Origin of the sequence: Novipirellula galeiformis, from assembly GCF_007860095.1 — a bacterium.
GTDB lineage: Bacteria > Planctomycetota > Planctomycetia > Pirellulales > Pirellulaceae > Novipirellula > Novipirellula galeiformis.
Window position 1 is genome coordinate 99,494 of record NZ_SJPT01000007.1, and the last position, 26,443, is coordinate 125,936.

Here is a 26,443-nt window from a genome sequence, read left to right on the forward strand (position 1 = left end):
CCCAAGCCGCTGCTACGACCGGTACGACCGTCAAGCTACGCCTGCGGCGCGGAAAGGAACGGCGTTTTGCCCACTGTGAAGAGTAGGTGTCGCTGGCATGCGTGAACTAGACTCAGAAGCGATCATTTTCGCTGAGCTATTTCGCTGAGCCATCGCCAAACCTGGGTTCTGAATCCGAATGAAATTGCCCCTCTTCATTCTACGCCTGGTCTATTCCATCATCCGTCGGCTCGAAATCGCCGATGCGACGCGGTTGCTGTATTTAGCAGCGGGTGATTCAAGCACCACTTCACTGCCGCCTCGGTACGAGTTGCGCACGCCCCAGCCCGACGAACTGTTGGAACTAATCCAATCAGGCAAAGCCCCGCCTTCGATTGGCAGCTCACGAAATCTAACCGAGCGGCGGCGGATCGTTGTCATTGTCACGCCCGAGCAAGAAGTGATCTCGTATTTGTGGCTGGCGACACAAACGGTCGACGCGGCGGACAACTTCTCGCGCTCTCCCCACTTGGGAACTTCCGTCGTTCTGCCGCCACGAGCCGCTTTCCTGTTCAACGCCTGGACCCACCCGGACCATCGCGGCAAGCGACTCATCGGCTGTATGATCTCGCACGTCATCGAGAACCGACTCGCGGGCACCGACACATTGATGACCACAATGGATTGGACGAACGATCGTTCGTACCTCGCGTTTGCCCACATCGGGATGCGGCCCATTGGGACCGTGATTCGACTTGGTCGCGGTCCGCTGCAGCTAAGTTTTCTGCCACGCACCGCAACCCAGTTCGGCTTTGAACTGGCCGGCCAAGCCCCCGGCTACAAGTTTGCTTTCTAGAGCGACTTGATAAATGAAGTGGGGAATCAAGCCGTAGCGGTATTCCCCAGACCGGGGCCCACCGCCGGGAGACGGTAGCTCCATCAAAATTAAAGACGCGTGCCCCAGAGTGGTTACCAATCAACACACCGGGGAAACGAAAGAGACAACTGCACCCGACTCGCTACGCAGCGGCTCGGTGTGCTTCGGGTTGCTGCGGTTGCCGTGCAAACGTATTTTCTTGCGCGATTACCTCATCAGCCAGAGCTCGATAATCAGCCGCACCGTTGCTGTCGGCCGCGTACTCGAAGATCGACTTGCCGAAGCTAGGTGCTTCGGCCAAGCGGACATTGCGGCGAACGCGAGTGTCGAAGAATTTAGCGCTGCGGTAAAACTCGCGTGCTCCCTTACTGGCTTCAAAAAACTCGTCGATATCGGTGCTGACTTCCGCAGCCAACCGTGTGTTGGAGTCGTACATGCACAGCATCACACCGGAGAGTCGCAAATCGCTGTTAAGCCGACGCGAGACGACCTCGATTGTACGAAGCAGCTTGCTCAATCCGTGCAGTGCCAAAAAGTGCGGCTGCAGCGGCAAAAAGACTTCGTTGACCGCAACCAGAGCGTTGACGGTCAAGACGCCGAGGCTGGGTGGGCAATCCAAAATAAAGTAGTCAAACGGCTCGTCATCTGCATCGAGCTTATCACGCAGGATCATTTCACGCCCCACTTCACTGGCTAGCTCCAGTTCGGCGGCGGCAAGATCCAAGTTGGCCGGAATCACACAAAGATTTTCGTTGACCCAGCAACGGGCTTGCGCGATGGTCGCTTCGCCGCAAAGCACCTCATACATGCTCGCTTCGCCATCGACGGCAGTGATGCCGAGGTGCAGCGATGCGTGGGCTTGTGGATCGAGGTCGAGCAGGCAAACGCGCCGGCCTTGGGCGGCGAGTGCAGAAGCAATGTTGACGGAGCTGGTTGTTTTGCCAACACCACCTTTTTGGTTAATCACAGCGATGGATCGCATGGTACATCATCCTTGATGGGCGAGTTAGCGTTCTTGAGCCCTTGCCTGAAAAGCAATCGGACTCGTTTTTTCGATCGTAAGAAAAATCAGCAAGCTGCGACAAGACAGCAATTGGTTTAATTCGAGGCGGCGAGGCTGCCGCTTCGCTGGCCAGCGAGTCGTTGTCGCCTCACCACCGGTAACGGCCCATGGGGGTCGCAGTGGCATTTGGAAGTGGGGCGGTGAACGCCCGTAAATCAAGCCGCTTCGTTGGCTCGGAATTGTTGGTAAGCCAAAAGCACGTCGTAAAGGTCGGCATCGATGCGGACGGTGTCCTCTTCGAAATCGCTAATCCACATCCGGTTGTTTCGTTCGGCATCGATCAACAACGGCACAATATGTTTGAGCGAGACGTCCACCGTTTTCGGCGCCGCGACGCCAGTGATGCGGTCCAGTTCGCGTTCCTGGCGTTCGGCAAGGTGCGGTGGATTGGAATTTTGACTTGCGGGCTTTGACGAGGTACATCCGTTCTCAGAAACAACGCGAAATTTCGATTCAGGCATCAGCTTCAACTTTAGTCGTGGATCAACAGCAGGCATCACCTACCGTCGAGAAACACCAGTGTTGCGTTCACATTGGCTTGGGCATGGCCATCCGTGGCCCTGTTCGGAACCGTCCGCGGTCAAAAGGAGACGCCGTCGGTTCCGTCTTGCTCCCTATCGAGTGATCGACTTTAACGGTTAGGGACTTAAGCCAAACTTTACCAATTTTCCCGGTGATATCGGTGGATTGCGATTTTATCGCTAGCCGCAGTGATTTCCCGGCCTTGGAGTGACTCCAACGGGATCGATCGAGCCATCGCGCTGTGTCGTATTCCCGGAAAAGTCCCGCGACCCCTCCGCCCTGGGACGGGCCTCGTTTCAGGCCAGACCAGAGAGCATAGGGGCGCGGAGAGATGAAGTACCACAGATGCCCCGAATTCCCTTAGCCCAATTCCGCTTCGAATTTGGAATGTCGAGTGGGCGAACTGTACATTCTGGCACGATTAAGGACGTGCTTTTCTTCCGGTTTCACGTAAAGGTAGCGAGTTGGAGCTTGCTCGTAGGTTGACATTTCTGCTCTCCGGCGCTATCTTCGCCCTCCGCGGCGGATCAATTTTTGTTGATCTGTTGATTGAAACTCCAGCAGAGCCGCTGTGAAACACCCAAAACTGCTGGCTTCCAAAATTGAAGGCGATGCTCCGACCCCCAATAATGTGCAGTGGAGACGGCTCCACCACGCTTATTGATCGTGTGCGCGCTAATGAATGAGACCGACTTGCGATGACTGTCGATCTAGAAGCAATTGCCCGCCGAGGGCGTTGCGAAGAATCAAGTTTACGAATTGCGTTGCCGCTACTTGAGCAAGGCTACTCGCCGCCATTTTTGGCGCGATATCGTCGCGACGAATTGAACGGCTTGGATGAGTCCAGTCTGTGGGCACTCGCTGAGGCGTTGCACGCCGAACAGCAGCTCGCTGCGCGACGCGCCGAATTGTTGGAGAGTTGGCGTGCGACGCCCATCGCCGACCCAGCGCTCGGACGTGCGATCGAAAAAGCAAATTCCAAGCGAATGCTCGAACGGCTCGGACGACGCATCAAACTGGAGTCGAGCGAAGCGGTCGATTCGGCGACTCGATTGTCCGTCCGCGTTCTTAATCCTCAAAAAGGGGATGGCGACGACCTGCATGCGATCGCTGAGAGCATGCAAGCGGTCGAGGATGCGAACGAGGCCAGTGCGAAACTCGAAAAATCGCTCGCGGGCCGCTTGGCGGGTGATCCTCGGATGATCAACGCTGCCGTCCAATGGCTCGGCAAAAATGCGAAAATTCATATCATCGAAATTCATGATCCGCACTCCAGTGCCGATCACGCAGACGAGAATTCCGAGGGCGATAGCAAGCCGAGCTCGACTAGCACGAAGGCGATCGACGCCAAAACGCCAGCGAAATCGGACAAATCAGCCAAGTCGCTGACCCAGGTTGCGGACGAAACACCTGCCAAAGCAAGCGAAACCGAGGCGGTCACCGCCAAGGCGGAACCAAATGCAGCGGAACCGAACGCAGCGGAATCAACCACCCCCGAAAGTGCGGGCGACGTAGCGAACTCCGCCGACAACACGGACGCGGAAAAGGTCGAGGCTGTCGCCGAAGCCGCTGGCACCGACGCGCCCGCTGCGGAATCCGACAGCAAGCCTGCGACCGACGCGGCAACCGACGCTAGCGAAACGTCCCCGGCGGCGACCGCCGAATCGTCTGACGCCGAGGCGACGACTGCAGAAACCCCGGCAACCGATAAGGCTGCCGACGAGATCGGATTCACTCCCGATACCACCGCGAAAGCGAAGGCAGAAAAGAAGCCCGAGCCTGCTCCAGCGAAGAAGCAAAAGAAGGTTTCGCCTCGCCAACGTCGACGCCGTTGGTTGATGAGTGTCCTGAAACCGTTGCAAGGCAAGCGGATTCCGGCCAGCAAGCTCAGCTCGTTCCAAACGGTCATGCTCGCTCGCGCTCTGCGTAGCCAAGTCGCCAATTGCTCCTTCGAATACGATGCGAACCGCTTGGTTGCGGAGTTGCAAAGCACCGCCGAGCGAATCAATCCTCGCTTGGCCGATATGCTGCGAAGCATCTTGATTGAAAACGAAGCGGAAATCCGCGCTGCCGCGGAAGCCGCTTGGTGGGATGAGCTGAAAGAACGAGCGTCCAGTCGCTTGTTGGGAATCGCAGCGGATCATTTGCGAATGCAAGTGAACCGTAGCGGTGTCGAAGCCAAAGTGGTGATGTCGATTGACGCCGTCGGTCCTCGAACCGCAGCGACTACGATTGTTTCGAGCGATGGACGACTGCTGCATTGCGAAGACCTGCCTTGCCAATTGTCGGCCGGAATGCGATCCCAGGCCGTCTTACGAATGGGCGAATTGATCCATACGCACCATGTCGATTTGATCGTGGTGAGTAACGGTCCCGCTCGACGTGGATGTTTGGTCGCGGTGAGCGAGTTGGTAAAACAATCGCCTGAGAATTCGATCCGCTGGACCCTGGCCGACCGCAGCGGTGCGGACACGTACGCGGGTAGCCAAGTTGCGGATCAAGAAATGCGAACGACGCCTCGTCGTTTCCGCAGTGCAGCTTGGATCGCGTTTTCGATCCTTCAACCTGCCGGAGCGATCGCAAAAGTCGATCCGTTGAAATTGCGTTTAGGCTCGTTCCAACGTGAACTCTCCGACCAATCTTTGATGGAAGTGCTCGATGACGTCATGGTCAGTGGCGCATCACGCGGTGGCGTCGACGTCAACTCGGCTCCAACATCGTGGTTGTGTCGCCTACCCGGCGTCACGCCCGAGGTGGCAAATGCACTCGACGCCGCTCGCCGAACCGAGCTGTTTCAATCACGAGCTCAGATCGAAGAGCTAGAACAGTGGGGAGATGTCGCGTCGACGCGACAAGCACTACCATTTTTGCGAGTCTTCGGTAGCCAAGAGGTACTCGATGGAACATTGATCCATCCTGAGGACTACCCGTTGGCGAAAAAGTTGGCATCGACTTTGGAGATCGAACTTCCACCGTCGACCCCACCTGGCTACGAAACTCCGAACTTTGACGAAGACGCGACGCCCAACTTGAGCGACGTCGTTGACCCGGCCCAAACCGGCAACGAAGCCGCAGCCGACGCAGCGAGTCAGGTCGAGGAAAAGCCTTTCGGGTTAACCGCCGAAGCGGAAGCTTCGGAGACGGAGACCACCGAGGCGACGAGCGAAGAGGGCCAAGCCGACACGCCACAACCGGCGCCGGAAACTTCGGCTGCCGAAGCCGTGGCGACCTCCGAATTAAGTGCGGAAGCGTCCGATGAAGCCTCGCCGGAGACCGCGACAAGCGAAACGGCTGAAACACCTGAAACGCCGGCCGCGGAAACAAGCGAAGCAGCACAGCCAACCGCCCCAGTCTCGCTGAGAGTCGTTCGCCCTCGCCCTGAAAAAGCGAAAATCGACAAGTGCATCAAGGAATGGCAGATCGGTGCTCGACGCGCACGCCAATTAGTGAGTTGGTTATGCGATCCATTTGGAGATAGCGACGTCGCCGACGGAGCTTCCAATGCCGTGCTGTCGACGATGCCAAACTTGAAGACCCTGAAGACGGGTGACCAAGTGATTGGGGTCGTCGTGGGTGTGATGCCCTTCGGTGTGTTTGTTGAATTGGCCCCCGATTGCAGCGGTTTGATCCATGTCAGTCGTGTCTCGGAACAATTCATCGAGGACCTTCACGAAGCAATCCAAGTCGGTGATGTGATCACGACATGGGTGACCGGGATCGATACGAAACGCCGACGCGTTGCTTTGAGTGCGATCTCACCCGAGCGTGAAGCCCAACTCGAAGAACTACGTCAAAAGAGGAATGAACGTCCCGCTCGCGGATACAACTCACAAAACCGTGGGGGCAACCGCGACGGAGCACCTGGACGCGGGAACGCATCCGGTGGGAACGCTCGATCGGGCGGGGGTCAAGCTGGACAAGCCAACCGTGGCGGCCGCGGTAAAACCGGTGCGGCTTCGGGTGGTGGTGGACGAACCAGCGGTGGAAACGACCGTGGAGGACGCCAAACCGGCGGACAACGGGGTGGTGGACGTGACGGTGGACGCGGTCGCGATAATCGTGGACGCAAACAAGCCGAAACCTACCGCGTCGTTAGCAGTAAACCGGTCGAACCGATCAGCGACGCGATGCTCAAAGGCGACGTTCCGCTTCGTTCCTTCGGCGATTTGATGCAATTTGTCTCCAAGGACAAAGTCGAACCGGCCAAGGCTGAAAAAGCGAAGGCGAAACCAGCCAAAGAGCCTGCCACAAAACCCGAGAACGCTTCAACGGATGAATCCAAGCCGGAAAATCCCGTTGCGGCTCCTGTGGTAAGTGAAAAGGCCGCTGAGGTAACCTCCGAGAAGCCAAAGTTGGAAACGCCAGCAACCGCGGCCGATTCTGCTGGCGATCAGCAAAACTCAACTCCAACGGATCCATCGGCCTGATTTGATGAGCGACGATTTTAACGAAAGGCTCGAGTCTGCAATCCAACGTGGCAAGCAGCGAGCGGAAAAGCAAGCATCCGTCGCGCGTCAACAGGAAATGTCAGCCGAAGAGCTGAGGCGATTGCATACGTCGTATCGATTGTCTCTATCGGAGCATATCGAAAAGGCGGTGCACCGCGTTGCGGACCATTTCCCCGGTTTCCGGACCGAATCACTGTTCGGTGAAAACGGCTGGGGAGGTGCCTGCTATCGCGACGATTTACGAATCGAAGCGGGCAAGCGGAGCAATAACTACAGCCGCTTGGACATGATGGTTCGGCCCTTCAGCGATTTGAATGTGCTCGAACTCAAGGGCAAGGGAACGGTCATGAATCGCGAACTGTTCAACCGCAATCACTTTGTTTCCATTTCGGAAGCCAATGAAAGCGAGTTCCATCGCTTGATTGACACGTGGGCGATTGAGTTTGCCGAAGTCTACGCAGCGAAAAGCGCGTAACCCTCATCATCTTAACACGGGTGGGTGACCGTTTCGGACCTGAGATTGTTCCAATCTCGGCCCACCCCGGTGGTGAGAACCCCCGTCGTCTTTGCGAACGAGACCGAACGATGACCGTAACGGTCCGTCATCGCGGACGGCGGGCCACTTCTTAGCGGGCCACTTCTTAGCGAGGCTTGTTGGGGGCCCAGCCATAGACCTCCGTTAACGCGCCGAGCACAACATCGCATAACTGGTGCAAGCGAATCGGCTTGCTCAAGACTTGATAGGCCTGCATCGACTCGGCTTCGCGACGAATCGCCTCGTCCATCTCCGCCGACATCAGCACACACGCTGGCCGATCGGGGGTGTCAGCTAGCTGACGCATCAGCTCAAGCCCGGTGACGCGTGGCATATGAACATCAACCAACGCCAAATGGACTCGCTTGCTACGAATCACATGCAGTGCTTCGTCACCATCGGAGGCTTCACTCACTTCGAACCCGCGGCGCATTAAACCTTCGCACACGACACGTCGAAATGCCGAATCATCATCGGTGACAAGTAAGTTAGGTACAATCATGGGGACATCCTTGGCTTGCACTGGCGAAACAGACACTGCCACCCAGGCAGCCAACCAGTACACTATTGTAGCTCAGCAACTTTGGTGCCGGTGCCATCACTGCCCTCCGATTATCGCCGATTCGATCAGGACGCCTGTGAGTTCCTCTTCTCCCAATCCCTCTGTAACGACTGTACCGATTCGCGGGGGAGCCTCTCCTGCCGCTGCGGCGGCCGTCGGGGAACTCGCCAAACGCATTATCGGCAATGTCGAATTGGCCATCGTTGGCAAGCGAAAACAGTGCGTTTTGTCGCTGGTGGCCTGGCTTAGCGGCGGTCATATCCTGTTGGAGGATGTCCCGGGGGTGGCCAAAACCATGCTCGCCCGGGCGCTCGCCCGCAGCGTGGGATGCAAATTCAAACGAGTTCAATGCACCCCCGATCTACTGCCTTCGGATGTCACGGGCACCTCGATTTTCAATCAGAAAACGGCGGAGTTCGAGTTTCGCCCTGGACCGGTATTTACGCAAATCCTGTTAGCCGACGAGATCAATCGCGCCACCCCCCGAACCCAAGCGTCGCTGCTCGAAGCGATGGCCGAAGCGTGCGTCACGGTGGACTCGACGACGCATTCGCTCCAACCGCCCTTCCTCGTCATCGCCACGCAAAATCCCGTCGATCACGAGGGCACCTTTCCGCTGCCGGAAGCTCAGCTGGATCGTTTCATGATGCGTTTTTCGCTCGGTTACCCGTCGATGGACGAAGAGTTTCGCATGCTCGAGATGCTGCAAGGCGCTCATCCGATCGACACGTTGAAAGCGGTCGCCGCAGCGGAAGAACTTGTGCAAGCGCAAGCTGAAATCAGGAAGATCCATGTCGATCCCCGCGTTCGCCAATACTTGCTACAGATAGTCCACCAAACGCGACGACACGAGGATCTAGCGCTCGGCGGCAGTCCGCGAGCGACGATCGCTTTGTTCCGATGTTCGCAAGCGATGGCAGCGATCCGAGGGCGAGCGTTTGTGTTGCCCGATGACGTCAAGCGGATCGTCGCCCCCGTGATGAATCACCGCTTGATCGTCCGCCCCGAAAGTCGGCTGCGCAAGGTCACCGCTGAGAAAATCGTTGAAGAGATCCTCAGCGAGATCGCTGTCCCCACGATCGAGGCCGAGTAGGGCCAACGCAATCATTGGCATCCTCTGCAATCAGAAATGGACCAATCCACAGGCCCCTGAATCGTCCGGCAAATTGCCCCCGCAGCAGACTCCTTCTGAGCGGTGATTCAAGCGAGACGCGACTTAATCCACCGCGTTTTTCGAGTTGACCGATCCGCCCCAACCCAATTTGTCTCGCAGGGTCCGATAGTCGTTTTGGCCTGGGACCTCAAGCATCTTAAACGTTTGGTCGGCACGCTCGACGCGCACCCGATCGCCGGCGTGAAGCGAACTTAGAATGCGTCCGTCGACGACCACGCTGGTCGAATCGTAGGGTTCAGTCACCGTCAACTCGAGAACCGTTTCGGCCGAATCGACAACCGGCCGATAGGTCAACGTATGCGGGCTGATCGGTGAAATCACGATCGCTTGCAAGTTGCGCCGCAGGATCGGACCGCCGGCGGAAAGGTTGTGCGCGGTCGAACCGACCGGGGTCGCAATGATCAATCCGTCACATCGGTAACGGGTCGCCAGATGACCGTCGGCGTAGAGATCGATGTCAAGAATGCGATAGGGTGCCCCTCGCAAGATTGCAACTTCATTGAGAGCGAGTTGGTCTGCGACCGCTTCGCCCCCGCGAAACACCGTGACCTTGATCATGATATGGTCGATCACTTCGGATCCACCACGCATCACCTCAGGCCACACGCTCAAAAAGTCGTCGGGCGACAATGCCGCCAGAAACCCCAGTCGGCCGCAATTGATTCCTAGCACCGGGGATTGCGACATGCCCATTTGACGAGCCGCTTGTAAAATCGATCCATCACCGCCCAGCACCACCACTAGGTCGAACCGTTGGTCATTGAAATCGTATGAAAACGTCAGATCTTCGGCGACGATGTTCGCCGTGGCTGCGATCACGGGACGCAAACGCTGCAATTCGGTGCGCACGCGATCGCGATCGGGAGCTCCCAAAATCACCACGTTGGGGCGCCGCCCCTCACGATGCCAATCGACAACTTGGTTCACAGCCATCAGGTTATTGCACCGGAATCGGTTGTGTTCTGGCAGCCTCACGACACAACGCTGCGATCGGCTCGGCGCCGAGGCCGTGTTCGGCCAACAACTCTTCGCGATCGCCATGTTCGATGAATTCATCGCGGAGGGCCACGATGTGAATTTTACGCGTGTCGAGGTGTTCTTCGCAGGCCGCTTCGAGAAACGCCGAACCAAAGCCTCCCATCTTCGCATGCTCTTCGAGCGTGACCACAAACTTGTCTCCCGACATCGTCTCGCGAATCATCTCGCGGTCGATCGGTTTGACAAACCGGGCATTGATGACGCCGACATCCAAATCATCCGCCAACAAATCGGCTGCAGCAAGCGCTTGATCGAGCATCGCACCGTAGGCCACGATCGTGCCATCGCTGCCTTCACGAATACGCTCGCTCTTTCCGATCACCACCTCATCCGGGATGCGATCCAATTCCAGCGCCGATGCCTTCGGATAACGCATTGCCGAAGCGTGATCGTGCTCAATCGCCTTGGCCAACATCAAATCGACTTCGCCCGCGTAGCCGGGGGCCATCACGACCATGTTCGGGAAGACACGCAGGTAACCGATGTCAAAGATACCGTGATGCGTCGGCCCATCCGGCCCCGTCAATCCAGCGCGGTCCATCAAAAACACGACCGGTAAATCTTGCAGCGCAACCTCTTGGAAAATTTGATCATAGCTGCGTTGCAAGAAGGTGCTGTAGATATCGACGATCGGACGCATGCCGTTTTTGCATTGTCCTGCTGCGAAAGCGACTGCATGCGATTCACAAATTCCCACATCAAAGAAGCGATCGGGGAACTGCTCTCGAATCGGCTCGAGTTTGTTTCCTTGGCACATCGCCGCCGTGATGATCGTGACCCGTTTGTCTTGCGACATTTGGCGACGGATTGCATCACGCGCATGAACGGTGAATGGCGGGCAACCCGAACTGCCTAACGAAACCGGTTTGCCCCGCTCGTCTTTGAATGCCGGCGGCGTGTGAAAGAAAACCGGATCCTCCGCAGCAGGCTTGTAACCGTGACCTTTCTCGGTCACCACGTGCAACAACACCGGCCCCTTCATCTCGCGGACCATCGCCAAGTATTTACGCATCATCGTCACGTCATGTCCGTCGATGGGACCGACATAGCGGATATTCAACTCCTCGAACAACATCCCTCCCAACAAGCCCGCCTTGACCCCTTCCTTCATCTGGGCGAGCAAGCGTTCGGTCGGGTCACCGAACATTGGGACGAGATCCAAGAGCCGCGTCACTTCGTGCTTCAGCCCGTTGTAATACGGGTTGGAGCGTAGCCGATCCAAGTACGTCGCCACCGAACCGACTCGCGGACAGATCGACATTTTGTTGTCATTCAAGATGATCGTGAGGTCATCTTCGAGTTCGCCAGCGTTGTTCATCGCTTCGAACACGATGCCGCTGGGAAACGCGCCGTCACCAATCACCGCCACGGTGCGGCGATCGCGGTTCCCCGAAAGCACATCGCCGCTGCGCAGTCCCACCGCGGTGCTGACACTGCACCCGGCGTGTCCGGTCATGAACAAGTCGTACTCGCTCTCGACCGGATTGGGATACCCCATCAAACCGCCGCGGGTTCGAATCGAAGGGAAATCATGATAGCGCCCAGTCACCAATTTGTGAGGATAGATCTGATGGCCGGTATCCCAAATCAAGCGGTCATGGCGAAAATCGAACTCACAATGCAATGCGATACAGAGTTCGACGACCCCCAGGTTCGACGCAAAATGCGCCGTGCGGGTTGCCAACAGATTGCAGAGCACATCGCGAATCTCGGCTGATAAGGCCTTCAATTCGTCACGTGACATCGACTTTAATGGACTCGCGTCCGACAAACTGGCGAGCAAAGGATGGTTCATTGGCGGGGTTGTCGTTGGTTGTGATTCACTCATTATTTCATCCACTCAGTTCTGCGGCCTCGGGCTAGGCCATGGCAACCCAGATCATTGGGTTCGTTCTAAAACATAATCAGCCAAACTTGTTAACCGCCAACCCGCTGGGCCAAAAAACAACGCGTGGCTTCGTGCCGACTCCACCAACTGTTCCGCTTTCGCGCGGGCAGCCTCGATGCCTAAAAGCCCAGGGTAAGTCAGTTTACCTCGGCCGACATCTTTTCCCGTTCGTTTTCCAAGAGTTTGTTCATCTGCCGTAAAATCTAGTAAATCGTCAACCACTTGGAACGCCAATCCCAGATCACTCGCGTAATTCGAGAGCACTTGTCGCGATTTTTGGTCGCCACCGGCCAAAATGGCCCCCATCTCCAGCGACGCCGAGAACAACGCGCCGGTCTTTCGCCGGTGAATCGATTCGAGGTGCTCGACCGTCCCGTTGGCCGATCTCGGCTCCGACGTCGCGGTGCCCCGTTCGTTTTGCTGCTGGCCCCTTTCGGCGGAAAGGTCATCCGATTGGCCTCCCACCAATTGAGAAGCCCCTGCAGCCTGGGCCAGCACTCGGATCGTCTCGATTGCCCTAGCAGGGTCCTTAACCCCCGAGCCGAGGTGGACAAACGCTTGAGCTTGCAACGCATCTCCCACCAAAATGGCTGTCGCCTCGTCAAATTGAATGTGTACGGTTGGACGTCCACGACGCAAATCGTCATCGTCCATGGCTGGCAAATCGTCGTGAACCAACGAATAGGCGTGAATCATCTCTACCGCCACGGCGGCGGGCAACGCCTCGTCGAGCTTGCCGCCACACGCTTCACACGCCATCAATACCAACGCTGGACGCAGCCGTTTGCCGGGTGCCAACAATGCATATCGCATCGCATCGCCCAATCGCGTCGGGCAACCTTCGCCGAAGGAGCAAGCATTTTCAAGGGCGTGCTGGACGAGGGGAAGAAGATCCTCCATTGCAGCGGGATAATTAGCCATAAGTGTGCTCGGACGAATCGCGGCTCAAAGGAGAGAGAATGTTCAACGCCGAAAAGCGACGTCGAGCGGAGAGGTTTTCACAAACGCCCATTAGAAGGTTACCGTGCCGCAGCGTCCAGGTTCACCAAACGCCCGCTCGCCCCCCACTTAGAACAACTCTCCGGAAGTATCGGTCTTTTTCGCAGCTGCCCGGTTTGAGGCCCCAGCATTGCGGCGGCCGGCCTTGCTGGGGGCCGCGTCCACTTTCTCTCCCCCCGCGAAGGGCTCCGTCACGGGATTGCCATCGGCGTCGAAACCCGACAACAGGGTGACCTTCCGCTCGGCGGCTTCGAGTAGGCCTTGGCACTGATTGAGTCGCTGGATACCCAGCTCGTATTGTTTTAGAGACTCGCTCAGGCCGAGATCGCCGCTTTCAAGATTGTCAACAATCTTTTGGACCTCGCCGACCGCGGCTTCGAAGTCGATCTCGGGCGATTCGGCATTGCCGTCTGAATCGGTTGTTGAGCTTTTCTTTTTAGCCATGACTCTCTTTGACAAGCGCAAGCCTGCGACGTAAGTATCAGTACGGGAAATGTTTCCGAGTATCGAAAGTTGCCGTCAAGTTGGATGGGGCACCCTCGCACGGACTGAAATTTTAGCCGCTTCGTCCCTCAAGCGAAACGCGGCTGGTATGACAACCATTACACAACAACTATGCACAGGAAGCCTCGAAAGCGAACCGACCCCAGCGCCATTCGCTCGGACGCGTGTCATCAGGACGCCGCCGGCCGGGGTGACGCCATCGTTCTCGGCGCCGAGAATCTCCATCCACAGTCCGAACCACCTCCCCAACCCGTTCAACCGCAACCGAATCCTGTGGATAACGATCAAGTGAATTGGGAATCCGCAGAATACGTCGAAGATTCAGACTCCGTGGGCGGCACGGGCTCCGTGGGCGAGACGGGCTCCGTGGTCGAGACGGGCCTACCGTCGCAGACGATCCTTGCAGCCATTGATGACAACACGCTGCTGCTGCGTCAATTGATCGCTGACTTCACCGACTTTCAGAAAACCGCCACGACCGCTCCCCGAGTCGAAACGACGTCGCTGCTCGCCGACATCGAGCTGCTAAAACACGATTCCAATCGGTCGGAGACTCATGACACAGCGATGATCGAGTCGCTGCGTGACGAGATCACGGATCTGGAATACGAACTTTCCGAACTAAAACGTCAAAACAGCGATCTCGCTGCCAAGGTCGCCAACGCGAATGTTCGCAAATCGACCAACGACGCCAGCTCCGACTTCACCGAAGCGCTGCCCTGGGAAGAACGCAAAAAATTAATCCTTCGTCAAATGGAAGAGGATACGTTTGACGCCGAGACCTTTTTGGCACAAACCGTTCAATCTCGATTGAATGACGAGCCCGATCAAGTTGATCCGATTGCGTTTGTCAACCAAGTCACCAGCGAAATCGATCGCTTGCAGCAACAGAACGAACGTTTCGAAAATGAAATCAACGAGCTGAACCACCTCCTCGAGCATCGCCCTCCATCGGCTGAGGGTGGATTGGCTATCGGTGCGGCGGCGATTGCACAAATGGTCGACGCCGACGAGTTGATTCAAGAAGAACGCCAACGGCTGCAGGAGCTGCAGGACCATTGGGAAGAGAAGTTCCGGCAAGCGGAAATCGAAGCGTCACTCGAACGGGCCAAACTATCGCGTGAACGCCAAGAGGTCGCCCAAAAATCGGCTGATCTCGAGGAGCAATTGGACCGCATTCGTCGCGATGCCGTGCAAACGCAACATACCGAAGGACATTCTCGAAAATGGCTCGCCAAGCTCGGCTTGGCCGACGACTGAGCAATCTCACTCAGTCAGCTAATCTCACTGAGTCTGCTAATTTCACCGAGCCTGTTAATCTCGCCCAGCCTGCCCAGTTGGCAACGGAACCGCCGAAACTCGCCAAAAGCGACGGCGAACCAGCCACCACCATTTGCGATTCTCCGCAACGGCTTGCCATTCTCGCCGCTGGTTCACACTGCGGAGCGACAATCCCGCTAGCCCCGGGCGTGCTTGCATCTCCTTTCGATTCTTCGGTTGAAAGCCTAAACTGCGGCCTAACGAAAATCGGTACTGGGAATGATCAGTACCTGGAATGAGGACAGGCAGGTTCACTCACCGCCTGTTTTACTCCTGTCAATTTCTCAAACGCCGCAACCTATCAACGAAAGTAGCGAAATCATGAGCGTATTGGTTCAGCAACAAGCCCCGGAATTCAAAGCCAAAGCCGTCATGCCCAACGGCGAATTCAAAGAGATCTCGCTGTCGGATTATCGCGGCAAATACGTCATCCTGTTCTTCTGGCCTTTGGACTTTACCTTCGTCTGCCCCACCGAAATCATCGCCTTCAGCGACCGTGCCGCGGAGTTCGAAAAGAACGGCGTGCAACTGCTTGGCGTTTCGGTCGATAGCGAGTTCACCCACTTGGCGTGGACCAACACCAAACGCAGTGAAGGCGGGATCGGCAAAACCGAATATCCGTTGATCGCCGACCTGAACAAACAAATCGCACGCGACTACGACGTCTTGATCGATGCCGGTGTTGCACTGCGTGGACTCTTTTTGATCGACAAAGATGGCGTGGTGCGTCACCAAGTCGTCAACGATCTACCGCTCGGCCGCAGTGTCGATGAAGCACTGCGAATCGCCAAGGCGCTGCAGTACTTCGAAGAAAATGGCGAAGTCTGCCCAGCAAACTGGCAAGAAGGTAGTCGCACCATCAAGCCTGGCGTTGAATCGAGCAAAGAATTTTTCAGCGCCGAGTATGCAAACTAGTCTGTTTCCGGGCTAACTCATGTTGGTGAACGGGACAGGCATCGACGCCTGTCCCGGCGCCTTACCCCGGAACTCGCTGGTCCCCCAACGCTAACCCACAAGTCGACGAACTCACCCTTCGGTCACTCGCCCTTCGTATTGAACCCCAGAGAACACCGCTATGTGGAAATCCAACGAACTCGGCTCCGCAACCTGGTCCGATGCCAACGCGGTTTGGCGATTCAATACAAGCGGCGGCGCCCAAGGGATTCAAATTGGATTAGAAGGGGAGAACCTGTCCCGAGTTGAATTGACTTCCGTTGCCGACGACACGTTTCCTACCGCAACGGAACAATTCATTCGTGGCGATCAACTGCATGTCCAATTCCCTCAGGACGCCGGATCGTATTCGATCGAAGCGGTTTTTAAGCCGATTCGTTCGAGCGAGAACCAACTGTTAATCGAAGTCACCCTCTCGCTCGAAACTCTCTGGCTCGACACACATCCAACGGTTGACTTGGTCGCACGCGGAGGTGGCGGAAAAGTCGCCTGTGACAATGCCCAGGCCAATGCGAATGCGGATTCGCAAACGGGCCACTGCGCCCCAATCTCACTCGCCAATTCTCAAGCCGAAGCGGTGTCCGTCGCAGTCTTGCTCGGCCAACACGACGCCCCCTTTTCCACCGACTGCTCCACCGACGATGAACTTCGGTTGCGTTTGTTTGGTGAGTTTCTTGAGAAGGGCGTGACCCGCAAGGCGCGGCCCTGGATCGCGCTGTCGAAATCGACTTCCCCGTTCACAACGAGCGAGTTGACCGCCGCCTACGCCGAACTCTGTGCGAGCCCACTACCGCTGACGCCTTAATCGATTTCTCAGCAGCAGGCTGCCCCACAAACACCGGTTGTTGATTGCGTAACCCGAACGCTTTCACTTTGTAGTTGCGAGTTATTCATAACCCGACGCTTAAGCGAGGGAATATTGACATTAACTCAGTCCCTCGCTTACGCGTCGGGTTGTGATTTGCCAGATAAAACGGCAATGACGCAACTTAAAAAACGCGTACGCGAGCGATTCGTTAGCGAGCGTCACAACAACGCGGTGAATCCGCGTTCATCGCCCTTCATGTTCAAATCGCGATCGACAACCTAGCGAGTGATCTTGGGCTGCGCCAAAAAGTCACCGACCGTCGCAACACGTTCGCTATCCGCTTCCGCTTCCGCCTTGCCGCCGAACAGCGAGCTAAAGAACCCCGGTGACTCGGATTGCGGTGACTCAGATTGAGCGGGAAGCCAGTTCGATGGCGAAAGTCGACGAGGATCGAGGACTTCCTTGGTCCGTTGCCAACTCCGCGAGGCGGTTGCCGATACGTCGCTCACCAAACCGTCTTTCTTTTCCTTGATGCGAGCGGTTTCGTCTTGCCCAGGCAGCACGCTTTTGAAGTTTGGCATCTTCCAATTCATCGGGTTCAATCCGCTAAAGAACTCGCCCATCGTCGGCGTCGGTGAAGTGGACGCAGGCGATTCAGCCTTTGCGGCATCGAGTTGGAAAGCCAAAACAAATGCAATCACGCAAACGGCGATTCTTGTTGTTGCCTGATTCATCCCTGAAACTCCTAGTGCGATCAGTATCTGTTAGCCGCCCCCTGCCTTTGGTCTCTAGCAGATTGTGGGGGGGATGGACTTGTAACGAAAGTATCGACTCGGGCTATCCCATTTCGATAGCCTTCGTGGCAAGATCAATTCTTTTTTTGTTTTTTCTTGAAGCTGCTCTCTCATATTGAATCGCCGCCTTCCAACGCAAGCCGGATTTAGAACGTTCGCAGTCACCCCATTGGGCACTCGGCGGCACCCCATTTTCGCCCCGCGGTCTCCTTGTCCCCGATTGTTTGCCCCGCGAGCGAAAACGGCAGCACTCGACGCCTTGGAGACCGCATCGTACAAAAGGCTTTGCTTGCACGACGCATCCCCCGTTCATCCATGCTTCGTCGCCGCGTCACCCCACAGCTCCCCCTCTGTTACTGATCTACGAATGACACAAAAAAAGACAACTCACCTGTTTGGTTCTCACGTTTCGGTAGCCGGTGGATTGGTCAAAGGGGTTGGTCGCGCCGTTGCGGTCGGCTGTGATGTCATCCAAATTTTCACCAAGAACAACAATCAATGGGCGGCGAAACCCTTGGTGCCCGCAGACGTCGCCGCCTGGAAATCGGCGCTTGCCGAATCAGGGATTCGGCACCCCATCGCTCACGCTTCGTACTTGATCAACATGGCAACGCCGAAAGACGAGCTGTTTCAGAAGTCGATCGACTCCTTGGTGATGGAACTTGAACGAGGCAACGAACTCGAACTGGAGGGACTCGTGGTGCATCCCGGCGCGTTCACGACCAGCAGCGAAGCCGATGGGATCAAGCGAATCATTGACGCGGTGACCGAGACGCTCGCGCGCGTCGAAGCGGGATCGTGCCGCTTACTACTGGAGAACACTGCGGGCCAAGGATCATGCTTGGGGCACCAGATCGACCAACTCGGAGCGATGATTGACGGTGTGGGTGACGCAACGCGAGTCGGCGTCTGTTTGGATACGTGCCACGCATTTGCCGCCGGCTATGCGATCAATACCACGCCCGGCTTTGCCGAACTTCGCAAGCAGATCGACGACTTGTTGCCACCAGGTTGCATCTCGGCGCTGCATCTCAACGACAGCAAGAAACCGCTGGGAAGTCGTGTCGATCGACACGAACATATTGGACGTGGCGAGATCGGCTTAGAGGGGTTTCGCAACGTGTTCGGCGATGAGTTGCTGGGCGTGATTCCAGGTTACCTAGAAACGGAGAAGGGAACCGATGAAGAGACGGGAGAAGACTGGGATGTGATCAATCTGCGCGTGCTGCGTGAGTTGGTTGCAGAAATCGCCTAGTGCGTCTCTCGGTAACCCCGAAAGGTTACCGTCATAAAGGCAGCGGACTCACTCGTGTTCTCGGCATGGGGCGTGTGGTTCGCGATTGGATTGAATGATTGGCGATCGACCACGATGGTCAAGCGTCGCACCGCGTGCCCCACTCGATTTTGAGAGCGATTGGGTTTGAGACACACTCAGCTCCTTTGGCACGTCGCTTGCTTAAGTTGACTCCGCTTACAAAATATGGGCTTGGAGTCAGCAAAAAATGGTGCAGCAATTTTGTTCCGTTTGCGAGAACGTGCTCGGCGCGATCGGTCGAACGCCGCTTGTGAAATTGAAACGCTTTCTGGACCGGTCGGATGTCGAGTTATTGGCCAAGCTCGAATCCAATAACCCAGGAGGCAGCGCCAAAGATCGGCCCGCTCGGCAAATGATCGAGTCCGCTATGGCGGCCGGCGAAATCGGGAAAAACACCACGATCATCGAGTCGTCCTCGGGCAACATGGGCATCGGTTTGGCTCAGGCGTGTCGCTACTACGGCTTGAATTTCATCTGTGTCGTCGATCCGCGTACGCAGACTCAAAACGTGGCGATCATTGAAGCGCTCGGCGGCCGAATCGAAATGGTACAGCCACCGCCGGGTGGTGATTTCTTAGCAGCGCGGATTGCCAAGGTCTGTGGTTTGTTGGAAACGATCCCCGGCAGCTATTGGCCTAACCAATACAGCAATCGCGAGAATCCTCGCTCCCATTTCGAGGGCACCGTTCGTGAAATCGACGAGGCGCTCGACGGACAATTCGATTATTTGTTTGTCGCAACGAGCAGCACAGGAACCGCTCAAGGTTGCCGTGACTATCTACGTTCGCGTGGTCGAGATGTGCACGTCGTGGCGGTGGATTCCCTTGGCAGCGTTTTGTTTGGCGGCACCCCGGGACCACGCCGCATTCCGGGTTTGGGCGCCGGCAAAGAACCACGACTGGCCGTCGGCCAATCGTTCGACACGATCGCCAAAGTCAGCGATCTGGATTGTGTGGTCGGTTGCCGCCGGGCAGCACTGCGTGAAGCGATGCTCGTGGGTGGATCCGCCGGCGGGGTGCTGGAAACGGTCCGCAACATGTCCGATCAATTGAGCGGCAAACGCTGCGTCGCGGTGCTGCATGATTCCGGTACAAGGTATTTAGAAACGGTATTCAATGACGATTGGGTTCAGCGGTCACTAGGCTGCTCGCCCGAACGGCTAAACGAATTGGTATCTGGCACAAATTTGGAGGCGGTAGCGTGATCAAGAGTAGCCAAATGGCCCCCCGACTCGAATCCGAAATGAGCACCCCGGATAAGCCCCCCCAAGCTACATTGCGACTCGCGATCATTGGTTGCGGGCCGCGTGGACTGCAATGTCTGGAGGCATTGTCGCGTGCCCTGTCGCCGGAGCAACTCTCGCGAATGGACATCACCGTCTATGATCCAAATGACAAACCGGGTGCGGGACGAATTTACGATCCGACGCAACCTCATGTGCTGAAGATGAATTTCGCAACGCAACATATCGACTTTTGGAAGACGGCCGCTGACAAGACGACGCCGCAATCCACCTCGTTGATCGGTTTATTGAACCAACATTATCCGAACATTGCCGCACGCGATCAGTTCGTCCCACGCGCGATCGTGGGCGAGTACTTGCATGAATGCTTTGAGACCGTCAAGCAGCGTCTGCGCCGCGACGCTGCCCTCACCTGCTTGCAGCGCCAAGTAGAAAGGGTCCGGCGTGTTGATGGGCGTTGGCAAGTTTACGACGGAGCCAGCACTCGAATGTTCGATCTAGTCGTGCTCGCCACCGGTCATGAAGGGCTGCGAGCGTCCGCCCCACAATCACCGCAAGCCGACGATGCGTTCGTTTTCCCTGTCGAAACCAACCTCTCGCAGCAACGCATTGCGGCGGGCACAAACGTCCTCGTTCGCGGTTTCGGGCTAACGGCGATCGACGCCGTGTTGATGTTGACCGAAGGCCGCGGCGGGACGTTCGAAGAGGGCGAGGGGTTACTGCCTCGATACAATCGCAGCTCGAACGAACCGAGGCGGATCGACATTCGCTCGCGTTCGGGACGGCCGATGCTGGCCAAACCGACCGCGACAATGGAACCGATCAGCGAATCATTCTGGATACCCTATCGAGAACGACTGGAGCGTTTGTCAGCCAAACATGGCGAGCTAATGTTTCACCAAGACATTTGGTCGATTATCACCGAAGCCGCCGGAGCCTTATTGCAACAATCCTCTGGGATGCACGAGGTTCGCGACGTCGACAAATGGTTCCGAGGTTGGTCACGATACAAGATGGGGCCCGCGGAAGCCAAGCATGCGATGTTGCAATCGTTGGCAGTCGCGCGTAGCAGTCGCCCCATCGACATTCCGTTTGCGTTAGGCGAGTCATGGCGGAAGCTTTATGCTCAACTCGTCTCACGGATTAGCTTCGGCGGACTCGCCGAAGGCCAATGGGAATGCTACCTTCGCACGAGTCGCGAAATGGAACGGATCGCATTCGGCCCGCCTGCCGAGAATGTGGCCAAGTTGTTGCGTTTGATCCGCGATCGCGTGGTCACCTTGGGTACCTCCGATCAAACAGCCCCAAACTATGATGCGATGCTCCACGCGGTGATCGCTTCCCCCACGGAGCGTGATCCGGGCGGCCCGTTGGCAAAGTTGATTGCAGAGGGCCTTGTTCAAGTCGACCCGACAACGGCGGCGGTCCGCATTGGACAAGATGGGTTTGTGGTCGGTTCTGAGCACGGACTTGCGATTTTCGGTCGGGCTACAGAAGGATGGATCATTGGAAATGATACCTTGTCGCGGACCCTGCATCCCCATATCGAATGCTGGGCCAAAAGTGTAGCCGAGTTCCTGCCGACCTCCGCTGTTGATGCTCCTGTCCTGAGAACCAAAGCGACCTTCGCGTGATCACCATCGAATCGCTACGTAGTGGATGCCGAGGCGAATTACCGCTCGATGCACGGCTCGAACCATGGATGACCGAACTGATGCAAGCCAATGCATTGGCCGCCCACGTCCATCGGTTTGGATCTCCATTGAACGTGATTTCCACATCACCGATGTTGCGGAACATCGACGGCCTTCGCCGGGTTGCGAACCAACGCGATGTTGACTTGCAAATCTTTTTCGCTCGCAAATCGAACAAGTGTTTGGCGTTTGTCGATCAAGCCATGGCCTCCGGCATCGGAGTCGACACGGCCAGCGAGAATGAAGTTCGCCAATCTCTCGCGCGAGGTGTCGATGGCAGCAAGATCCTTTGCACGGCCGCCATCAAGAGCGAATCGTTGCTCGAATTATGTATCGCGAACCAAGTCTGTGTCACCGTCGATAACACCGACGAACTAGGGTTGGTCCTCGAGAGTGCTAGCTCCCTCGGATCGACCGCCGTGATTGCCCTCCGGCTCGGTGGTTTTCATCATCACGGCCAGAAGCTGACGACACGCTTTGGCTTTGACATCGACCGTGACCTTGAAATCATCACACAACTCGATTCGCCATCGCTGCGGGTGATGGGCGTGCATTTCCATCTTGATGGGTACGACGCTGATCAGCGAGTCAGCGCGATTGGCGAATGCCTTGATTGGATCTCACGACTCCGCGAAGCAGGCCACTCGCCTACTTTCCTGGACATGGGGGGCGGCTTCCCGATGAGTTATCTAGACGACCGCGCCCAATGGGATTCCTTCTGGGAACAACATGAGTCCGCCCTACGAGGTGAGCGAGACGCAATCACCTATCGCAATCACGGGCTCGGTCTGCTCAACACGCCCATGGGAATCGTGGGACGTCGCAACACCTACCCCTACCATCAATCTCCTACGCGAAACGAGTGGCTGGCAAAGGTGCTGGATTCCGATTGGAAGGGCCGACCGCTGGCGGATTATCTGCGCCAAGCCAGCTTACAATTGCGTTGTGAACCGGGACGCAGTCTGCTAGACGGTTGCGGCATGACGGTCGCTCGCGTGGAGTTTCGCAAACGGAATGCCGAAGACGACTGGTTGATCGGACTCTCAATGAACCGGACGCAGTGCCGAACATCGAGCGATGACTTTCTTGTTGATCCGATCTTGGTTCGTTGCAATGACACAGCAAACGGCAACACGGCAAACAGCCCAATGTCTGGTTTTCTCGTGGGGGCGTATTGCACGGAATCTGAATTGCTGTCGCTTCGCCGATTGCATTTTGCGAAGGGAGTTCGCCGTGGTGACTTGATCGTGTTCCCCAACACAGCCGGCTACTTCATGCACTTTCTCGAAAGCCGATCACATCAGTTTCCCTTGGCGAGAAATATCGTGTACACGCCCGATGCGCCGATCCGACTCGATCCGATTGATGAGTCAACCGCAATCTAAGCGAGTTTACCCCAAAGGCGTCGGTGTGCGGGTTGGCCATTTTCCTACCCCCGCTTGCGCAAGCGAGGGAATCGCGACCTCGACACGATCCCTCGCTAACGCTTCGGGGTGTTGATTTGCGGAAAATGAAACGGCACTAGTGCAAGCCCGAACCTAATGCGGCGAGGAATCACGGGCTCCGACCCGCTTGAATTCCCCTGGCCTCCCAAGGAATGGCCCCCCAAGGAATGGCTGCCCCAGGGAAGCGACCGGTATACCGCGACCGGCACGGAGATTGCTGCCCTTGCCTTTGATACGGCCACAAAACGCGAGTTTGAGCCGCACTCGTCTACGCCCTCCGATCGAGCAACTGACATGGACTTTTTAAAACAAATCTTTGCTGAATTCTCTAAAAATCGCTGCACCACGTTGGCGGCGGCGCTGGCTTATTATACCGCGTTCGCATTGCCTCCGTTGCTGTACTTGCTGCTCACGATTTTGACGTTCGGAATGTCGATGATGTACGACAGCGACCAAGCCGAAGCGAAGGCGACGGCGATGCTTCAGAGTCAAGCGGCTCAGATGATGGGCAACCCGGCAGCGAGCGATCAGATTGCGACGATCTTGGAAAACAATCAAAAAGACGATGGCAAGTGGTGGAAAACGCTCCTCAGTTTCGCTGGCATTATCGTCGGTGCGACTGGCGTCGTCGCTGCACTACAAGACGCGTTGAATCAGGTTTGGGAGGTTAAACCCGACCCAGAAACCACCGGCATCATGGACATCATCGGCAAACGGATACTCTCGTTCGCCATGATCCTGGGGCTAGGATTCCTGCTACTCGTATCGTTGATCGTCTCCTCTGTCTTAGCCGGTCTCGGTGATCAACTCGGTGGCTTGATTGGCATGTCGGAAACGGTGGCCAGTGCGGTGAATTTTGCGATTCAGGCGATCGTGGTCTACGTCATCTTTGCTGCCATCTTCAAGTTCATGCCGGACGCGCAGGTGCGTTGGCGTGATGTCGCCGTGGGGGCGGCGGTGACGACCGTCTTGTTTCTGCTCGGTCGGTTCGCGATGCAGATGTACTTTTCGTTCAGCGAACCCGGTGCACAGCTCGGAGCGGCAGCCGCCTCGTTGGCAGTCTTATTGGTGTGGGTTTATTACACCGCCATGATTGTATTGCTCGGGGCCGAGGCGACTCAGGTCTATGCGGTGCGACTAGGCGGCGGAATCGTTCCCGAGCCTTCGGCCGTTCGAGTCGTTGAGCAGATCAAACGTACCAACGAGAGTACGAAGCACAGAGCCACCTAGGGCAAACACTCATCGAACGCACTTGTGTGTTTGTTGAGGCATGCAACCCAGCTCATCACCCGACGCATCAGCCATAGACTCCATGAAGTTTCTCTCGCAGACGCTTGGTGTTATGAAATATCCCGCTTAGCCGCCGTCACCGCGCGGGCAGCCAACCAGATCGACGCAACCACGTAGAACGCGGGATAGATCAATGATGCCAACGTCAACCCAATCGGAGGATGGGGGTAGTCGTAAAGCATCGCTAAAATCAAACACGCCCAAACGCCCGCACCACTAAGTAACCAAAGTCGCCAAGGCCGCGGAGCGAGATTGGGATAGATCAATCGCACGGGTGCGACGGTAAGTCCGGCAAGGATCCACAACAAGATCGCGACTTGCCAAGGCCCGCTGAGCGTGTACAGGATGCCTGCGTAAAACGCAAAGATGTTCCAATAAGAGGGGAAGCCACGAAAGAATCCGCCGGTTTCATCCTTGGCATCGCGATGAGCAAACCCAAATAGACTTGCGGCCATCGCGAACGTCACCGTCCATCCCAAACCGTCGGGCATCCAATTCATTCGCCACACCAACATCAAAGGAATGAAGGCAAACGTCAGGTAGTCGAGCAGGTCATCGATGGTACGACCGTCGATCGTATCGGCGTAGCGTTTAACGTGAAAACGGCGGGCGAGCGGTCCATCGATGGCGTCGATGAGCGTGGTCAACAACAGATAAAGAAATACGATGCTCGGCTCACAATCGGCCGCGGCAACTTCACGCATCGCGAGGGCTGCGGGGATGATCCCTGAGGCGGTCAGACAATGAACAGCGTGGGCTTTGATTGAATTCATAACTTCGATGGATGGTAGCCGAGCTTGTGCCCAAACCGTTTCTCCAAAAGCGACGGGGTACAATTTCGACGACTCTATTCCGTCGTGGCTTCGCGGACGGATTCGACGTCCAAGCCGAGGTCTTCTTCGGCTCGGTCGATTCGCTCATCTGCTTCGCCTGCGTCGCTCGCCTTCTTGTCAAGCGGTTCTTGGTCCTCTTTCGCAGCCGGCTCTAATTGCAAATCGATGAAGATCGGAAAGTGATCCGACCCCACATGTTCCAATCGCTTCATGTCACGAATGGTGAAATGGGTCGAATGAAAGACGTGGTCCAACGGGAATCGCATCCAGCGACGATCGGCGTGAAACGAATTAAAAAAACCTCGCCCTCGACGGGGATCGAGCAGTTCGCTGAGCCGTAGAAACAGCCGTGTCGATTGAGACCAAGCGACATCGTTCAAGTCACCTCCGATGACAATCGGTTGATTGTCTTTGGCGAGCTCTTCGCCCCACAATACCAACTCGGCGTCTCGGGCGGTGGCATCGTTGTCACGGATCGGTTCGGGAGGACGCGGATGCACCCCTACCACTCGCACTCGGTCACCGCTGGGCATCTCAATCATCGCGTCGATCGAAGGAACATCGTCTTGCACGAGAAAACGTAACTCGCTGTCGATGATCGGTAGACGCGAGATCATCGCCAAGCCATACCAATTGTCTTGCGGGTAGATGATTTGATGGGGGTACGCCGATTTCAGTTCCTCCAACGTCGCCTGCCAACGCTCGTCCACCTCCGCCACGATCACCACATCGGCATCGCAGTCGCCCATAACATGCTTCCATCGGGTGAATTGGTCGTTCTCCATCTCGACGTTGCTGATCAAAACACGCAGTCGATGCGGATCACTCTCGACCGCGTCCGCCGGCGGGTTCCATGCTTTCGCTTGCGTTGGCATCAGCGGCGTGTAGGGAAGGATCCGGAACAGATGCCACCCAGCGATCAGCAGCGCCAAACCGATCATCACCGAGAACGCGACACGATTTGGTCGCCCAACCACCACGTTGACCGCTAAGAACGCAACGATTGCGACAATCGCGATTGCCACGATTTGGACGCGTGGATAGTCCCAACCGCGAATGAACCAATGCGGGCTTGATGATAGCGGCAACAATGACCCCACCACCAACACGCCGAAGAGGATTACGACAAAAAGGTTAAAAGCGGTAAGCATGGTAATT

Annotated in this window: 24 protein-coding genes; 12 read left to right on the forward strand and 12 right to left on the reverse strand. The window is 56.5% G+C overall.

Annotated elements, in window-relative coordinates:
- Positions 1–178: 178 nt before the first annotated feature.
- Complete coding sequence (locus Pla52o_RS18615) at positions 179–835, forward strand: hypothetical protein (protein ID WP_146596141.1); 657 nt, start codon at positions 179–181, stop codon at positions 833–835.
- Positions 836–998: 163 nt separating this feature from the next.
- Here the strand turns inward: Pla52o_RS18615 and Pla52o_RS18620 are convergent, their stop codons facing one another.
- Together Pla52o_RS18620 and Pla52o_RS27515 are read right to left on the reverse strand one after the other, a co-directional pair.
- Entirely contained in the window at positions 999–1,838 is an 840-nt protein-coding gene (locus Pla52o_RS18620) for a ParA family protein (RefSeq protein WP_146596142.1), read from the reverse strand.
- Positions 1,839–2,074: 236 nt separating this feature from the next.
- Complete coding sequence (locus Pla52o_RS27515; protein WP_231612467.1) at positions 2,075–2,380, reverse strand: hypothetical protein; 306 nt, start codon at positions 2,378–2,380, stop codon at positions 2,075–2,077.
- Between the two features lie 759 nt (positions 2,381–3,139).
- Here Pla52o_RS27515 and Pla52o_RS18630 point away from each other — a divergent pair.
- Both Pla52o_RS18630 and Pla52o_RS18635 read left to right on the forward strand, forming a co-directional pair.
- A complete protein-coding gene (locus Pla52o_RS18630) occupies positions 3,140–6,868 on the forward strand; it encodes a S1 RNA-binding domain-containing protein (protein ID WP_146596143.1) in 3,729 nt (1,242 codons plus the stop codon).
- Between the two features lie 4 nt (positions 6,869–6,872).
- A complete protein-coding gene (locus tag Pla52o_RS18635) occupies positions 6,873–7,364 on the forward strand; it encodes a hypothetical protein (protein ID WP_146596144.1) in 492 nt (163 codons plus the stop codon).
- 166 nt (positions 7,365–7,530) lie between these two features.
- Here the strand turns inward: Pla52o_RS18635 and Pla52o_RS18640 are convergent, their stop codons facing one another.
- The gene (locus Pla52o_RS18640; protein ID WP_197169357.1) at positions 7,531–7,926 is read right to left on the reverse strand and encodes a response regulator; all 396 of its coding nucleotides are present in this window, start codon (positions 7,924–7,926) and stop codon (positions 7,531–7,533) included.
- Positions 7,927–8,104: 178 nt separating this feature from the next.
- Between Pla52o_RS18640 and Pla52o_RS18645 the strand changes: the two genes are divergently transcribed.
- Positions 8,105–9,079 carry an AAA family ATPase gene (locus Pla52o_RS18645; protein WP_146596332.1) on the forward strand — a complete coding sequence of 325 codons (975 nt, stop codon included), beginning with the start codon at positions 8,105–8,107 and terminating at the stop codon, positions 9,077–9,079.
- A 123-nt stretch (positions 9,080–9,202) separates the two neighbouring features.
- On the opposite strand, the gene Pla52o_RS18650 is transcribed toward Pla52o_RS18645, so the two are convergent.
- From Pla52o_RS18650 to xseB, 4 genes are all read right to left on the reverse strand, one after another.
- Positions 9,203–10,093 (reverse strand): NAD(+)/NADH kinase, encoded by an 891-nt coding sequence (locus Pla52o_RS18650; RefSeq protein WP_146596145.1) that lies wholly within the window; start codon positions 10,091–10,093, stop codon positions 9,203–9,205.
- A 4-nt stretch (positions 10,094–10,097) separates the two neighbouring features.
- A complete protein-coding gene (gene dxs, locus Pla52o_RS18655) occupies positions 10,098–12,026 on the reverse strand; it encodes a 1-deoxy-D-xylulose-5-phosphate synthase (protein WP_146596146.1) in 1,929 nt (642 codons plus the stop codon).
- A 51-nt stretch (positions 12,027–12,077) separates the two neighbouring features.
- Positions 12,078–13,007 carry a polyprenyl synthetase family protein gene (locus tag Pla52o_RS18660; protein WP_146596147.1) on the reverse strand — a complete coding sequence of 310 codons (930 nt, stop codon included), beginning with the start codon at positions 13,005–13,007 and terminating at the stop codon, positions 12,078–12,080.
- A gap of 147 nt (positions 13,008–13,154) precedes the next feature.
- Positions 13,155–13,529, reverse strand: coding sequence for an exodeoxyribonuclease VII small subunit (xseB, locus tag Pla52o_RS18665; protein ID WP_146596148.1), 375 nt, complete (start codon positions 13,527–13,529; stop codon positions 13,155–13,157).
- A 171-nt stretch (positions 13,530–13,700) separates the two neighbouring features.
- Between xseB and Pla52o_RS18670 the strand changes: the two genes are divergently transcribed.
- Entirely contained in the window at positions 13,701–14,849 is a 1,149-nt protein-coding gene (locus tag Pla52o_RS18670; RefSeq protein WP_146596149.1) for a hypothetical protein, read from the forward strand.
- A 54-nt stretch (positions 14,850–14,903) separates the two neighbouring features.
- Here the strand turns inward: Pla52o_RS18670 and Pla52o_RS27055 are convergent, their stop codons facing one another.
- Positions 14,904–15,068: a hypothetical protein gene (locus Pla52o_RS27055; RefSeq protein ID WP_197169358.1), complete on the reverse strand. Its 165-nt coding sequence runs from the start codon at positions 15,066–15,068 to the stop codon at positions 14,904–14,906.
- A 162-nt stretch (positions 15,069–15,230) separates the two neighbouring features.
- Between Pla52o_RS27055 and Pla52o_RS18675 the strand changes: the two genes are divergently transcribed.
- Both Pla52o_RS18675 and Pla52o_RS18680 read left to right on the forward strand, forming a co-directional pair.
- Entirely contained in the window at positions 15,231–15,824 is a 594-nt protein-coding gene (locus Pla52o_RS18675) for a peroxiredoxin (protein ID WP_146596150.1), read from the forward strand.
- Between the two features lie 160 nt (positions 15,825–15,984).
- On the forward strand, positions 15,985–16,668 hold the full coding sequence (locus Pla52o_RS18680; RefSeq protein ID WP_146596151.1) for a hypothetical protein: 684 nt from the start codon (positions 15,985–15,987) through the stop codon (positions 16,666–16,668).
- Positions 16,669–16,949: 281 nt separating this feature from the next.
- Here Pla52o_RS18680 and Pla52o_RS18685 read toward each other — a convergent pair whose 3' ends face one another.
- Positions 16,950–17,405 carry a hypothetical protein gene (locus Pla52o_RS18685; RefSeq protein WP_146596152.1) on the reverse strand — a complete coding sequence of 152 codons (456 nt, stop codon included), beginning with the start codon at positions 17,403–17,405 and terminating at the stop codon, positions 16,950–16,952.
- 427 nt (positions 17,406–17,832) lie between these two features.
- Between Pla52o_RS18685 and Pla52o_RS18690 the strand changes: the two genes are divergently transcribed.
- Positions 17,833–18,720, forward strand: a complete 888-nt coding sequence (locus tag Pla52o_RS18690; protein WP_146596153.1) for a deoxyribonuclease IV — start codon at positions 17,833–17,835, stop codon at positions 18,718–18,720.
- Here the strand turns inward: Pla52o_RS18690 and Pla52o_RS18695 are convergent.
- Positions 18,717–18,896 (reverse strand): hypothetical protein, encoded by a 180-nt coding sequence (locus Pla52o_RS18695; protein WP_146596154.1) that lies wholly within the window; start codon positions 18,894–18,896, stop codon positions 18,717–18,719. The genes Pla52o_RS18690 and Pla52o_RS18695 overlap by 4 nt on opposite strands.
- Before the next feature lie 71 nt (positions 18,897–18,967).
- On the opposite strand from Pla52o_RS18695, the gene sbnA reads away from it, so the two are divergent.
- The 4 genes from sbnA (at position 18,968) to Pla52o_RS18715 (ending at position 24,392) form a co-directional block, all read left to right on the forward strand.
- On the forward strand, positions 18,968–19,984 hold the full coding sequence (gene sbnA, locus Pla52o_RS18700) for a 2,3-diaminopropionate biosynthesis protein SbnA (RefSeq protein ID WP_146596155.1): 1,017 nt from the start codon (positions 18,968–18,970) through the stop codon (positions 19,982–19,984).
- Between the two features lie 38 nt (positions 19,985–20,022).
- On the forward strand, positions 20,023–21,657 hold the full coding sequence (locus Pla52o_RS18705) for an FAD/NAD(P)-binding protein (RefSeq protein ID WP_231612469.1): 1,635 nt from the start codon (positions 20,023–20,025) through the stop codon (positions 21,655–21,657).
- Positions 21,654–23,102 (forward strand): Y4yA family PLP-dependent enzyme, encoded by a 1,449-nt coding sequence (locus tag Pla52o_RS18710; protein WP_315852965.1) that lies wholly within the window; start codon positions 21,654–21,656, stop codon positions 23,100–23,102. The genes Pla52o_RS18705 and Pla52o_RS18710 overlap by 4 nt, the downstream gene beginning before the upstream one ends.
- A gap of 354 nt (positions 23,103–23,456) precedes the next feature.
- Positions 23,457–24,392, forward strand: coding sequence for a YihY/virulence factor BrkB family protein (locus Pla52o_RS18715; RefSeq protein ID WP_146596156.1), 936 nt, complete (start codon positions 23,457–23,459; stop codon positions 24,390–24,392).
- Between the two features lie 110 nt (positions 24,393–24,502).
- Here the strand turns inward: Pla52o_RS18715 and Pla52o_RS18720 are convergent, their stop codons facing one another.
- Together Pla52o_RS18720 and Pla52o_RS18725 are read right to left on the reverse strand one after the other, a co-directional pair.
- Positions 24,503–25,225 carry a CDP-alcohol phosphatidyltransferase family protein gene (locus Pla52o_RS18720; protein ID WP_146596157.1) on the reverse strand — a complete coding sequence of 241 codons (723 nt, stop codon included), beginning with the start codon at positions 25,223–25,225 and terminating at the stop codon, positions 24,503–24,505.
- A 74-nt stretch (positions 25,226–25,299) separates the two neighbouring features.
- A complete protein-coding gene (locus Pla52o_RS18725; RefSeq protein ID WP_146596158.1) occupies positions 25,300–26,436 on the reverse strand; it encodes an endonuclease/exonuclease/phosphatase family protein in 1,137 nt (378 codons plus the stop codon).
- Positions 26,437–26,443 lie beyond the last annotated feature (7 nt).

Excerpts from the sequence above, each read along its gene's own strand:
- Pla52o_RS18615 (WP_146596141.1), top strand. The coding sequence starts at position 179 with ATGAAATTGCCCCTCTTCATTCTACGCCTGGTCTATTCCATCATCCGT.
- Pla52o_RS18620 (WP_146596142.1), bottom strand. The coding sequence starts at position 1,838 with ATGCGATCCATCGCTGTGATTAACCAAAAAGGTGGTGTTGGCAAAACA.
- Pla52o_RS27515 (WP_231612467.1), bottom strand. The coding sequence starts at position 2,380 with ATGCCTGAATCGAAATTTCGCGTTGTTTCTGAGAACGGATGTACCTCG.
- Pla52o_RS18630 (WP_146596143.1), top strand. The coding sequence starts at position 3,140 with ATGACTGTCGATCTAGAAGCAATTGCCCGCCGAGGGCGTTGCGAAGAA.
- Pla52o_RS18635 (WP_146596144.1), top strand. The coding sequence starts at position 6,873 with ATGAGCGACGATTTTAACGAAAGGCTCGAGTCTGCAATCCAACGTGGC.
- Pla52o_RS18640 (WP_197169357.1), bottom strand. The coding sequence starts at position 7,926 with ATGATTGTACCTAACTTACTTGTCACCGATGATGATTCGGCATTTCGA.
- Pla52o_RS18650 (WP_146596145.1), bottom strand. The coding sequence starts at position 10,093 with ATGGCTGTGAACCAAGTTGTCGATTGGCATCGTGAGGGGCGGCGCCCC.
- dxs (WP_146596146.1), bottom strand. The coding sequence starts at position 12,026 with ATGAGTGAATCACAACCAACGACAACCCCGCCAATGAACCATCCTTTG.
- Pla52o_RS18660 (WP_146596147.1), bottom strand. The coding sequence starts at position 13,007 with ATGGCTAATTATCCCGCTGCAATGGAGGATCTTCTTCCCCTCGTCCAG.
- xseB (WP_146596148.1), bottom strand. The coding sequence starts at position 13,529 with ATGGCTAAAAAGAAAAGCTCAACAACCGATTCAGACGGCAATGCCGAA.
- Pla52o_RS18670 (WP_146596149.1), top strand. The coding sequence starts at position 13,701 with ATGCACAGGAAGCCTCGAAAGCGAACCGACCCCAGCGCCATTCGCTCG.
- Pla52o_RS27055 (WP_197169358.1), bottom strand. The coding sequence starts at position 15,068 with ATGCAAGCACGCCCGGGGCTAGCGGGATTGTCGCTCCGCAGTGTGAAC.
- Pla52o_RS18675 (WP_146596150.1), top strand. The coding sequence starts at position 15,231 with ATGAGCGTATTGGTTCAGCAACAAGCCCCGGAATTCAAAGCCAAAGCC.
- Pla52o_RS18680 (WP_146596151.1), top strand. The coding sequence starts at position 15,985 with ATGTGGAAATCCAACGAACTCGGCTCCGCAACCTGGTCCGATGCCAAC.
- Pla52o_RS18685 (WP_146596152.1), bottom strand. The coding sequence starts at position 17,405 with ATGAATCAGGCAACAACAAGAATCGCCGTTTGCGTGATTGCATTTGTT.
- Pla52o_RS18690 (WP_146596153.1), top strand. The coding sequence starts at position 17,833 with ATGACACAAAAAAAGACAACTCACCTGTTTGGTTCTCACGTTTCGGTA.
- sbnA (WP_146596155.1), top strand. The coding sequence starts at position 18,968 with ATGGTGCAGCAATTTTGTTCCGTTTGCGAGAACGTGCTCGGCGCGATC.
- Pla52o_RS18705 (WP_231612469.1), top strand. The coding sequence starts at position 20,023 with ATGAGCACCCCGGATAAGCCCCCCCAAGCTACATTGCGACTCGCGATC.
- Pla52o_RS18715 (WP_146596156.1), top strand. The coding sequence starts at position 23,457 with ATGGACTTTTTAAAACAAATCTTTGCTGAATTCTCTAAAAATCGCTGC.
- Pla52o_RS18720 (WP_146596157.1), bottom strand. The coding sequence starts at position 25,225 with ATGAATTCAATCAAAGCCCACGCTGTTCATTGTCTGACCGCCTCAGGG.
- Pla52o_RS18725 (WP_146596158.1), bottom strand. The coding sequence starts at position 26,436 with ATGCTTACCGCTTTTAACCTTTTTGTCGTAATCCTCTTCGGCGTGTTG.